The sequence below is a fragment of the Devosia sp. genome (assembly GCF_030689745.1).
In the GTDB taxonomy this organism is placed as follows: Bacteria; Pseudomonadota; Alphaproteobacteria; order Rhizobiales; family Devosiaceae; genus Devosia; species Devosia alba.
The window spans coordinates 1-11,139 of the sequence record NZ_JAUYGL010000116.1 but is presented as its reverse complement, the minus strand read 5'-3'; the positions used below and the strand labels follow the sequence as shown (position 1 = coordinate 11,139).

The window sequence follows — 11,139 nt, the reverse complement described above, 5'->3', positions numbered from 1 at the left end:
TGTGCCCTCGATATCGACATCATCGATGACCAGACCATCGGTCGGGTTCGCGGCGCCAAGGATGATCCCTATACGGCCGGCGTTATCTGCGAGAAGGTGGCCCGCTATGCCGAGCGCATCCATCACCCTCAGCGCCTGATGCACCCCATGCGCCGTGCCGGCCCCAAGGGCAGCGGCCTGTTCGAACGGATCAGCTGGGACGAGGCGCTCGACGAGATCGCCGCGCGCTTTGCCCGGATCGAAACCGAGTCTGGCCCCGAGGCCATCTGGCCATACTACTATGCCGGCACCATGGGCCACGTGCACCGCGACGGCATCGATCGGCTGCGCGCCGCCAAGGGCTATTCGCGCCAGTATGACACCATCTGCACCGGCACCGCCTGGCCCGGCTATATCGCCGGCACCGGCATGCTGGGCGGCGTCAATCCCGAGCAGATGGCTGAGAGCGACTGCGTCGTCATCTGGGGCACCAATGCGGTCCATACCCAGGTCAATGTCATGACCCACGCCATGCGCGCCCGCAAGGAACGGGGCGCCAAGGTGGTCGTCATCGACATCTACCAGACCGCCACCATGGCCCAGGCCGATCTCGGCCTCATCCTGCGCCCCGGCACCGACGGTGCCCTGGCCGTTGCCGTCATGCATATCCTGCTGCGCGACAACCTCGCCGACCGTGCCTATATGGAAGCATTCACCGATTTCGGCCCCGATTTCGAGGCTCACCTCGCCAGCAAGACGCCGGAATGGGCCGCCGGGATCACCGGCCTTACCGCCGCCGAGATCACCACCTTCGCCCATCTCGTCGGCACCACGCCGCGCTCCTATTTCCGCCTCGGCTATGGCTTTACCCGCCAGCGCAACGGCGCCACCGCCATGCATGCCGCGCTCTGCATCCCGGCCATGACCGGCGCCTGGCAGCATCGCGGCGGCGGCGCCTTCCATTCCAATTCGGGCACCTGGGCGCTCGACAAGTCGCGCCTTACCGGCGCCACGCTGCAAAAGGGCGAGCCGCGCTGGCTCGACATGTCCGAAATCGGCCCGGTGCTGACCGGCGATACGAAAGCCCTCAAAGGCGGCGGTCCGGTCAAGGCGATGCTCGTGCAGAACACCAATCCGGCCTCGGTTGCCCCTGACCAGACGTTGACCCGGCGCGGGCTGCAACGCGAGGACCTGTTCCTCGTCGTGCACGAGCAGTTCATGACCGAAACCGCCGAACTGGCCGATATCGTGCTGCCCGCCACCATGTTCCTAGAACACAATGACTACTATACCCGCGGCGGCCATACCCGCGTGCTCTACGGCCCGGCGGTCATCACCCGCCCGGGCGAAACCCGCTCCAATCACGAGGTCATCAACGCCCTGGCCTTGCGCCTCGGCCTGACCGATCCAAGCTTCGGCGCCACCGACCGCGAGGTCGTCGCCGATACCTTCCGCCGCTCGGGCTATCCCGCTCTGGAGGAGGTCGAAAAGACCGGCTTTGTCGACCGCGAACGCCCCGACGCCGTGGCCCGTTTCGCCAACGGCTTTGCCTGGCCCGACAGGCGCTTCCGTTTCGAGCCCGATTGGCAGGCCGTGGCCGACAAGAAGGGTTACCTCTGGACCTGTGATCCCGCCGAACTGCCGCGCTTTGCCGACCACTGGGCCATCAATGAGCCGACCGACGCAGAACACCCGTTCCGCCTCGCCACCAGCCCGGCGCGCGGTTTCCTCAACTCGACCTTCAACGAGACCCCCGGCAGCCAGAAGCGCGAGGGCCCGCCCGCCGTCTTTATCCACCCCGACGATGCCTCTCGCCTTGGCATTGCTGATAGCCAGTTTGTCACCATCGGTAACCGCCGGGGTACGGTTGATCTGACGGCCCGGATTCGGCCCGGCCTGCCAACCGGCGTGCTGATCGCCGAAGGCCTGCATCAGAACAGGGCGCATCGCGGCGGAAGGGGCATCAATACCCTGACCAGCGCCAGCCCCGCCAAACCCTTTGGCGGCGCGACATTCCATGATGCAGCGGTGTGGATCAGCAAGGCGGATATTCAGTAACGCACATGGCTGGCCCCACCCACTGCGCATCGCCCCCGGGCTCGACCCGAGGGCGTTACACTTTCGAACTGGTCAAGCCCGAGGATAACGATCCAGCTTGGGCTGGGACTCAAGCGACATACGCCCCCCAAAAGAAATACCCGGTCATCACCAGCCCGTAGATAATCACTGCGCCCCGGATCACCTTGGTCGGAAACCGATGCGCATTTCGTGCCGCCAGATAACCACCCACCACCACGCCCACCAGGGCGATCGAGCCATGGTACCAGTCGATCGAACCGCTCACTGCAAACCGCCCCACCGCCACCAGCGCCACGATCGAGGACACATAGAGTTTGAGCCCGTTCATGGCGTGAATGTCGCTCATCCCTGCCGTCGCCAGAAACGCCAGCAGCAAAATGCCCAGACCCGCATTGAAGAACCCGCCATACACGCACACCCCGGCCAGAAACAGCAGCAACAGGCCACTGCCCAGCAGCTTCATGCCCCGTCCACCACCGCTATGGCTGGCCACATAGGCATTCAGCTGATTGCCAAACGCGAACAACAGCACCGCGAACAGCATCAGCCAGGGCACCACCAGCGCGAACTGGGCATCGGTCACCACCAGCAGCAGTTCGGCGCCGATATAGCCAAACACCGCAGCGACCACCCCATAGAGCACCAGCAGATGCTTGTGCTGCGCCATGGCATGCCAATAGCCAAAGGTGCCGCTGGCATAGCCGGGCAGGGCGGCAAAGGTGTTGGAGGCATTGGCCATCACCGGCGGCACGCCGACAAACAGCAGCGCCGGAAACACGATGAACGAGCCCCCGCCCGCCAGCGAGTTCAGCGCCCCGCCCAGCAGGCCGGCAATCAGCAGGAACAGCGTTTCAACCATGGCAGTGTCCTTACATCCCGGTGTCATCCCGGCGCAGGCCGGAATTCTTCCGGCGAATTGGGACAGGCCATAGCCTGCCCACCAACATCTGCCCAACCGAAAAATGTGATCGCGCCCATCAGCGGCGCTGATCGCTGCCCAGCCATGCAGTTGACAAACCCCGGTCTCGGTATCATATCGGGCTCAGGTCACTGGCACCTGCCGCTCGCCGGAAGCAATTCCGATGGTGAAGTCCAGTCTCCGAGCAAGAAGCGAACCCAGGTTCATCTTTGCGAGGCGCTTCATGGCAATGCGGGCTCCCATGCACCAGACGCCTCATGCAAATGAGAGATCCTGTCATGTCGTATTCACTCGATACCCCGTCCATCCAGACCCTGAAATCTGAAGCCCGAACCCTGCGCGAAACGCGCGCCACGGCCGGTGAAACCCTCACCCATGGTGCGGCCCTGGAGCAGATCGCGCGCCGCCATGGCTATCGCGACTGGAACACCGCCCGGGCCGCCTTGCCCGATGCTGAGCTGGTGCCGTTCCAGGTTGGCGGTCGGGTCAAGGGCACCTATCTCGATCAGCCCTTCACCGGCAAGGTGATTGGCGTCCAACTGCTCGGCGATGGCGGTCACAGCACTGTCACGGTGACCTTTGACGCCCCCGTCAACGTCACGCCCGATTTCATGTTCGCCGCCATGCGCCACCGCGTCGTGGCCACGCTGGACCGTCACGGTGTGACGCCGGCCCTGCGTGGCAATGGTCGGCCACAAATGGTCGTCAAACGGGCATGAAAATCTTCCTGCAAGGGCAAGGCAGCATGCTGTTGCCTTGCCCTTCATCGTAATTGGGCGATACAAACTTGGGTAATGTCACGACAAATGGAACTGCCATGACCACCCAGAGCAAGCCTATCGAAGCCTATTCGCTGCCCACGCCAAACGGGCAGAAAGTGCACATCATGCTCGAAGAGCTGGGGGTCCCCTACACCTACCATCGCATCGATATCGGCAAGGGCGAGCAGTTCACGCCCGAGTTCCTGGCGATTTCCCCCAACAACAAGATTCCGGCCATCGTCGACCCCGAAGGTCCTGGTGGCGCGCCCATCTCGATCTTTGAATCGGGCGCGATCCTGAAATATCTCGGCCTCAAATTCGGCCAGTTCTACCCCACTGACCCGCGTGAACAGGTCAAGGTCGATGAATGGCTGTTCTGGCAGGTTGGCGGCTTTGGCCCCATGCTCGGCCAGAACAATCACTTCAGCGTCTATGCCCCTGAAAAAGTGCCCTATGCCATCAAGCGCTACAGCGACGAAACCCATCGCCTGTTCCGCGTGCTGGACAAGCAGCTTGAGGGCAGGGACTTCATCACCGGCCAATATTCCATCGCCGATATTGCCACCATTGGCTGGGCCCAGGCCTGGGAGCGCTATGGCATCGACACGGCCGAACTGAAAAATTTCGCCGCCTGGGTCGAGCGCCTCAACGCCCGCCCTGCAGTCCATAAGGGCCTCAATGTCGGCAAGGAAGCGCCACTCGACCTCGCCAATGACAAGGAAGCCCAGAAGGTGCTGTTCAACCAGCGCTAGGCAGGCACTGCGTCAGAGCCGGGGATTTCCGGTCCGGCGTCGACGCGCCCAGACCCAATTTTGCTGCCTTGGACTGCTGACAGCCCGACAGCGCGCAACGATCCTGTGGCCTCGCTGACATTCTGGCCAAAAACCGCTTGCCTTCGTCCACCCCGCCCGCTATCCACCCCCTCGGAGAGGTGGCCGAGTGGTCGAAGGCACGCCCCTGCTAAGGGCGCAGATGGTTTAGAGCTGTCTCGAGGGTTCGAATCCCTTCCTCTCCGCCATCCACCCCCTAAGTCATTGAAGTCCCAGAAAGTCCTTGCGTTGCAAGGGCAGCTGGCGTGCCGTCGCGCAGCGATACTGCCGCTGGTGCGGGGCATAGCGCTGTTGCGCTGTTAGCGTTCCGCCACGACGCTGCGACCATCTGTCAGCGTATCGCCCGGATGCATGATTACAGTCTCGCCCACTTCAAGGCCGTCCGTGACTTCTGAGAGTTCGCCATTGCGTTGGCCCAGGCGCAATGTCCGCAGCCGCGCAGTGCCATTCTCGACCACAAAAACCGACCAATCACCCCCAGTGCGGAACAGCGCGCCGAGGGGCACCAGTACCACCTCTGCCGCCTCCCAGACGACGATCTGTGCGGTAACGCGGTAACCATGGCCGAGCCCGGCCCGACTTTTGGGGCCATCGAGCAGGCGCAGCGTCACGCGCGTGCGCTGTTCTTCGATACCCAGGGCACTGACCCGGGTGGTGGCAATCGGATCGATCTGTGCCACTTCAGCGCGCAGCGGCGCACCCCCCCAATCCACAATGCTGGCCCGGGCACCTGGAACGATGCGCACGGCGTCGCTGGAGAGCACGTCAACCTGGATTTCCATCAGGTCTGGGTCGCCGATATCCATCAGCGGCGCACCGGCCTGCAGCACCTGTTCACTTTCCGAGAAGACGGCGAGTACCCGCCCGGTGACCGGCGCCACGACATTGACGCAGCAAGGACCGACTGTGGGCGTGTCGCCCTGGATCAGCGCGGCTTGTGCGCTCTGCAACTGCTGCTGGTGCATCTGCAGGGTGGCTTCGGCCGCCTCCATGGACTTCTCTGCAGTTTCCGCCGCGAGCCTCGCCCGCTGCAGGGCCTGCGTCGACACCAGACCGCGCTCCGATAGCTGGATTGACCGTTCCAGGTCCTGCTGGGCGAAGGTGTCGGTTGCCCTGGCCTGTGCCAGACCGGCTTCTGCCAGCGTGACGCCCGCGGCGGCCGCCTGAACCGCCGCTTCGGCAACGCGTCGCGTCCGCTCATCGAGGAGGCCGGGAGCCACTGGCTCCATGCTCACAAGTGTTTGGCCCTGCGTAACGGTATCGCCGACATGCAGGCCCACGCGTTTCAGGCGACCCAGAATGGGCGCCGAAACATGGAACACTTCGCTGATGCGGCTGGTGCCATCTTCATCAACGGTAACCACGAGGCTGCCGGTGGCGATGCTGGTGGTCTCTACGCCGATCGGGCGCGGCCACAGGGCCCAGCCAGCGGCAGCGGCCAGCGAGAGGACAATGCACAGAGTTAGAAGGCGGCTCCACATTTGGCTACTCCCTGGTTTTGAGCACGGCGATAAGGTCGAGGCGGTCAACCCGGCGGCGGACCACGAGTCCGGACAGCAGCGCTGCGGCCATAACGGCCAGACTGGCGGTGGCAAAGACATCAGGGCCGATGATCAGCGGCATGGAGAACAGCTCGCTGGAAAAACCCTCCACCATGCCGCGCGCGACCAGCACGCCTAGAAACCAGCCCAGCGGCTGGGCGAGCAGCGTCAGGATGGCAATTTCGGTCAGCAACAGGGCCGAGACCTCGCCGCGGGTAAAGCCGAGCACGCGCAGGCTGGCCATTTCGCGCCCCTGCTCCGATAGCGAAATCCGGGCAAAATTGTAGACCACGCCGAAGGCAATGAGGCTGGCCAGCCCCACCAGGACGGCGATCATGACATACATATTCTGCGCCATGGTGGCGCGAAACTGCGTGAGTGCGGCCGCTTGCAGGGAGATATGGCCCAGCGAAGGGGAGCGCTTGAGCGCAGCGAAGAGCTCTGACTGGTGCAGCGAGTCGATGGTGACATTGACGCCCGAAATGCGGTTGCCCTCGCCAATCAACGCCTGCAGGGCGGCCATGTCCATATAGGCGCCGAGTCCGAGATAGCTTTCGACCACAGCTGCCACATGCAGCTGATGGCGTTGCCGCTCTCCATCGAGGAGGCGGATATCGACGCTGTCGCCGGGACTGACGCCCAGGATGCCGGCCAAAGACCGTGTCAGCAGCACGCCCTGCGGCGGAATCGGCACCACCTTGAGATCGGCGTCGAGAATGCGGGTGAGGGGGCTCGTGGCGGGACGCCCCATCAGGGCAATCTGGCGCGTCACCTGGGCATGACCGATTTCCACACCCACGGCCCGGAAGGGTTCCGCGCTCAGCACACCCGGCAAACGGGCAATTTCGGCCGTGGCCGCCAGCGGTTTGCTGGACGTGAAATTGACGATGGCATCCTGCCGCTCGGTCCGGTTGAACGAATAATCGATCATGAACTCGACGCCGCCCACCGACCAGAGCGAGCCGACGAGGACGGCGACCGACAAGGCAATGCCGACGATGCCGCCACCTGATCGCCAGGGTCGGTGCAGCAGCTGACGCATGACCATGACCCCGGTCTGGCGCAGTGGCAGGTGCAGGCGGCGGGTACTATGCCGCCGGTATGTCGGCGGGGCCGGCGGCGACATCGCCACAGCTGGGGGCAGCGCGGCGGCGGCACGGACGGCACGGATGGCGCCAACCACGGCGGCGGCCAGCGTAATACCGCCCGCAATGGCGTAAAGGCTGGGTTCGCGGCTGAAGACGAGGACGGGAAAACTGTAGAACCTTGTGTACAATTCGGTGAGCGCGTTGCCCGCCCAGACGCCGAAGCTGGTGCCAATGACCAGGCCGATGATGGCGATCAGCAGCACGAATTCGACATAATGCCAGGCGATGGCGCGGCCGGAATAACCAATGGCCTTGAGCAGGCCGATCTGTTCGCGCTCAAGGGCGATCAGGCGCGTCAGCGTCATGTTGACGAGGAAGGCCGCCACGAGCAGGAACACCGGCGGCAGCACCTCGCTCATCGAGCGAAGCTGCTGCAATTCGGCATCGAGATAGGCGTGGGAGGTGAGCTGGCTGCGGCCATGGGCACCTTGCGCGCCGAACGGATCGAGCAGGCGGTCGAGCTCGGTAATCACTGCGTCCTCGGAGGTGCCGGGCGCCAGTTGCACCGAGACTGCATTGAAGGCGCCACCCAGATCATAGGCCGCCGCCAGGGTGCGCTCAGGCGCCCAGAGGATGCCGAAGCGGCCGCTATTGGGCGTTATCTCGCCGGGGGCGATGGCATAGACATGGTCCGGGGCCAGGGCTATGCCGGTGATGGTCACCTGCCGCCAGGCGCCATTGACCACGACGCCAAACTGCGAGCCTTCGCGAAAGCCATGGGCCTGGGCAAAGATCTCGCTGACCACCGCCTCCATGTGGTTGGCGGCTTCGGGCAGCCGCCCGCTGCGCAGATAGAGGCGATTGAGTGTACCCGCCTGCTGCTGGGGCAGCGAGATCAGGCGTACCGATGCTGGTTGCTCCAGCCCCTCGATATCGGCCAGCGCCACCTTGACGATACGGCCATCGACAGCCAGAACCCCGTCCATGGCGCCAATCTTCGCCAGCATTGAGCCGGGCGCCCGTGTGACAGTGGCGAATACATTGGCGAGGTGATGGCTCTGGTAATAGGCCTCGCGCGTACGCTCCAGCGACTGATAGGTGCCGATGCCGATCAGCAGCGTGGCCACCCCGGCTGCCATGACCAGGGCAATGGCGAGCACCTGAGCCCACAAGCGTAGCAGCTCGCGCAACAGCTTGCGGTGCAGGGCACTCAAACCGCTCACCATCGCACAGAGGCGGCTGGCTGGCGCTCGGCATTGGTGTCGATAGCGGCAATCCTGCCGTCGGCAAAACTGACGACGCGATGGGCAATGGTGCGGATGGCCGCGTTGTGGGTGATTACCAGCGTAGTGGTCCCGAGTTCCGCATTGATCCGGGTGAGGGCCTCCAGCACGACAATGCCGGTCTTGGAGTCGAGGGCGCCGGTCGGCTCGTCGCACAGCAGGATGTCGGGTCGCTTGGCAATGGCACGGGCGATGGCTACGCGCTGCTGTTCGCCCCCGGACAGCTGGGCAGGGAAGTGATCCATCCGGTCGGCCATGTCCACCATGGCCAATGCCTCCGCTGGCGCCATTGGATTGGTGGCGATTTCGGTGACCAGCTGCACGTTTTCACGGGCCGTTAGACTGGGAACCAGATTGTAGAACTGGAACACGAAGCCGACATGGTTGCGTCGATAGCGGGTCAGGCCGGCGTCGTCAGCACCGGTGATCTGCCAGTCACGAAACCATGCCTGCCCTGCGCTGGCTGTGTCGAGACCGCCGATGAGGTTGAGAAAGGTCGATTTGCCAGACCCCGATGGCCCCAGAATGACAACGAACTCCCCACTGGCAGCAACGAAATCGACCCCGTCGAGGGCGACGACCTGAGCATCCCCGACCGCGTAGGTCTTGGTGAGCTTGGTGACCCGGAGCAAATCCGAACGATTGGGTGGCGCGCTTTCCATGGGAAAATCCTAGCAAGACGCCGCGGTGGCGCATTGATTTCGGTCAAGGAGCGCGGCGCTGTCATGCTGGCGCCGACCGACCGGCTGGGCGCCGACAAGGCGGCGACCGGTGATCGCGGGGCGAACGAGGCGCCAGGGCCTTGGCCGCCGCCATTCACACAGTTGAGGAAATCGTGGCGTGGCGGGTGTGAGCCTGGGCCTGGGGCGACTATGGTCGCGCCAGCCGAACCGCAAAGAAGATCCATGTCCCAGCTCGACACCCGCATTGCCGCCCAGATCGCCACCGAAGTCGTTGCCCGACCCGAACAGGTGCGTGCCGCCGTGGAGCTGCTCGATGGCGGCGCCACGGTGCCGTTCATTGCGCGCTACCGCAAGGAGGTGACCGGCGGGCTGGACGATACGCAATTGCGCCTGCTGGCCGAGCGATTGACCTATCTGCGCGAATTGGAGGCTCGCCGCGCCGCCATCCTCACATCCATCGATGAGCAGGGCAAGCTGACCCCCGAACTCACCGCTGCCGCGGCCGGTGCCGGCACCAAGGCCGAGCTCGAAGACCTCTATCTGCCGTTCAAGCCCAAACGTCGCACCAAGGCCGAAATCGCCCGCGAGCGCGGCCTGGGTCCGCTGGCCGAGACGATTCTGGCCAATCGCAGCGCCGATCCCCTTCAACTGGCCGCCGCCTATGTCACCGAGGAGGTGCCCGGCACCAAGGAAGCGCTCGAGGGCGCCCGCGATATCGTTGTCGAGAGTCTGTCGGAAAATGCCGCTCTGCTCGGCCGTCTGCGCGCCCATATGCGCGACAAGGCCATGCTCCGTGCCAAGGTACTCAAGGGCAAGGAGGACGGAGGCGCCAAGTTCTCCGACTATTTCGACCATGCCGAACGCTGGAACAAGGTGGCCGGCCACCGGGCGCTAGCCATGATGCGCGGCCGGGACGAGGGTTTTCTCAGCCTCGATATCGAGGTGGACGCCGACGCCACCGACCCGGTCAAACCAGCCGAGCGATTTGTTGCGGCGGCACTCCAGGCCCAGGGCAATGGTGCGGCAGACCAGTGGCTGCGCGAGGTTGCCGGCTGGGCCTGGCGGATGCGCCTGCGCGTTTCGCTCTCCATCGATCTCATGGTCGAATTGCGCGAACGCGCCGAAGTGGAAGCCATCGCCGTCTTCGCCCGCAATCTCAAGGACTTGCTGCTGGCGGCACCGGCTGGCGCCCGTGCCACCATGGGGCTCGATCCCGGCATCCGCACCGGCGTCAAGGTCGCCGTCATCGACGCCACCGGCAAGGTGCTCGCCACCGATACCGTCTATCCCTTCCAGCCCCGCAACGACGTCATCGGCGCCCAGGCGGCGATCACCGCGCTGGTCAAGCAGCACGGCGTGCAGCTTATCGCCATCGGCAATGGCACCGGCAGCCGCGAGACCGAAAAGCTGGTGGCCGATCTCATCGAGCGCCTGCCGGGCGCAAAACCGACCAAGGTCATCGTCTCGGAGGCCGGCGCCTCGGTTTATTCGGCCTCGGCGCTGGCCGCCGCCGAATTCCCCGATCTCGACGTCTCGCTGCGCGGCGCTGTCTCCATAGCCCGCCGTCTGCAGGATCCGCTGGCGGAACTGGTCAAGATCGAGCCCAAGGCGATCGGCGTCGGTCAGTATCAGCACGATATTGATCAGCATCGCCTCAGCCGCTCGCTCGACGCGGTGGTCGAGGACGCGGTGAACGCGGTGGGCGTTGATCTCAACACCGCCTCGGCCCCGCTGCTGGCGCGCATTTCCGGCCTTGGCCCATCGGTCGCCGAAGCCATCGTCACCCACCGCGACGCCAATGGCCCATTCCGCTCACGCAAGGCCCTGCTCGAGGTGCCGCGCCTGGGGCAGCGCACCTTTGAGCAGAGCGCCGGCTTTCTGCGCATCACCGATGGCGCCGAGCCGCTCGACGCGTCTTCGGTGCATCCGGAAGCCTATGGCGTGGCGCGCAAGATTGTTGCCGCCTGCGGCCGCGA

Annotated in this window: 8 protein-coding genes and 1 tRNA gene; 5 read left to right on the top strand and 4 right to left on the bottom strand. The window is 64.5% G+C overall.

Annotation, left to right across the window (positions count from 1 at the left end; all coding sequences use genetic code 11):
* A partial coding sequence (locus Q8O80_RS10745; protein ID WP_305579468.1) for a molybdopterin-dependent oxidoreductase occupies positions 1 to 2,037 on the top strand: 2,037 nt, incomplete at its 5' end.
* Between the two features lie 109 nt (positions 2,038 to 2,146).
* Here Q8O80_RS10745 and Q8O80_RS10740 read toward each other — a convergent pair.
* Complete coding sequence (locus tag Q8O80_RS10740; RefSeq protein WP_305579467.1) at positions 2,147 to 2,917, bottom strand: sulfite exporter TauE/SafE family protein; 771 nt, start codon at positions 2,915 to 2,917, stop codon at positions 2,147 to 2,149.
* 338 nt (positions 2,918 to 3,255) lie between these two features.
* On the opposite strand from Q8O80_RS10740, the gene Q8O80_RS10735 reads away from it, so the two are divergent.
* The 3 genes from Q8O80_RS10735 to Q8O80_RS10725 all read left to right on the top strand — a co-directional run bounded on the left by Q8O80_RS10735 (position 3,256) and on the right by Q8O80_RS10725 (position 4,756).
* Entirely contained in the window at positions 3,256 to 3,696 is a 441-nt protein-coding gene (locus tag Q8O80_RS10735; protein ID WP_305579466.1) for a glyoxalase superfamily protein, read from the top strand.
* Positions 3,697 to 3,794: 98 nt separating this feature from the next.
* Positions 3,795 to 4,490 carry a glutathione S-transferase family protein gene (locus Q8O80_RS10730; protein WP_305579465.1) on the top strand — a complete coding sequence of 232 codons (696 nt, stop codon included), beginning with the start codon at positions 3,795 to 3,797 and terminating at the stop codon, positions 4,488 to 4,490.
* A 173-nt stretch (positions 4,491 to 4,663) separates the two neighbouring features.
* Positions 4,664 to 4,756, top strand: a tRNA-Ser gene (locus Q8O80_RS10725).
* Between the two features lie 111 nt (positions 4,757 to 4,867).
* Here the strand turns inward: Q8O80_RS10725 and Q8O80_RS10720 are convergent.
* The 3 genes from Q8O80_RS10720 to Q8O80_RS10710 are packed head-to-tail and all read right to left on the bottom strand — an operon-like array spanning position 4,868 to position 9,142.
* A complete protein-coding gene (locus Q8O80_RS10720; RefSeq protein ID WP_305579464.1) occupies positions 4,868 to 6,049 on the bottom strand; it encodes an efflux RND transporter periplasmic adaptor subunit in 1,182 nt (393 codons plus the stop codon).
* Positions 6,050 to 6,053: 4 nt separating this feature from the next.
* The gene (locus Q8O80_RS10715) at positions 6,054 to 8,411 is read right to left on the bottom strand and encodes an ABC transporter permease (RefSeq protein WP_305579463.1); all 2,358 of its coding nucleotides are present in this window, start codon (positions 8,409 to 8,411) and stop codon (positions 6,054 to 6,056) included.
* 5 nt (positions 8,412 to 8,416) lie between these two features.
* Positions 8,417 to 9,142, bottom strand: coding sequence for an ABC transporter ATP-binding protein (locus Q8O80_RS10710; protein ID WP_305579462.1), 726 nt, complete (start codon positions 9,140 to 9,142; stop codon positions 8,417 to 8,419).
* A gap of 243 nt (positions 9,143 to 9,385) precedes the next feature.
* Between Q8O80_RS10710 and Q8O80_RS10705 the strand changes: the two genes are divergently transcribed.
* Positions 9,386 to 11,139 (top strand): Tex-like N-terminal domain-containing protein (locus Q8O80_RS10705; protein WP_305579461.1); only part of this gene is annotated, 1,754 nt, incomplete at its 3' end.

Excerpts from the sequence above, each read along its gene's own strand:
- Q8O80_RS10740 (WP_305579467.1), bottom strand. The coding sequence starts at position 2,917 with ATGGTTGAAACGCTGTTCCTGCTGATTGCCGGCCTGCTGGGCGGGGCG.
- Q8O80_RS10735 (WP_305579466.1), top strand. The coding sequence starts at position 3,256 with ATGTCGTATTCACTCGATACCCCGTCCATCCAGACCCTGAAATCTGAA.
- Q8O80_RS10730 (WP_305579465.1), top strand. The coding sequence starts at position 3,795 with ATGACCACCCAGAGCAAGCCTATCGAAGCCTATTCGCTGCCCACGCCA.
- Q8O80_RS10720 (WP_305579464.1), bottom strand. The coding sequence starts at position 6,049 with ATGTGGAGCCGCCTTCTAACTCTGTGCATTGTCCTCTCGCTGGCCGCT.
- Q8O80_RS10710 (WP_305579462.1), bottom strand. The coding sequence starts at position 9,142 with ATGGAAAGCGCGCCACCCAATCGTTCGGATTTGCTCCGGGTCACCAAG.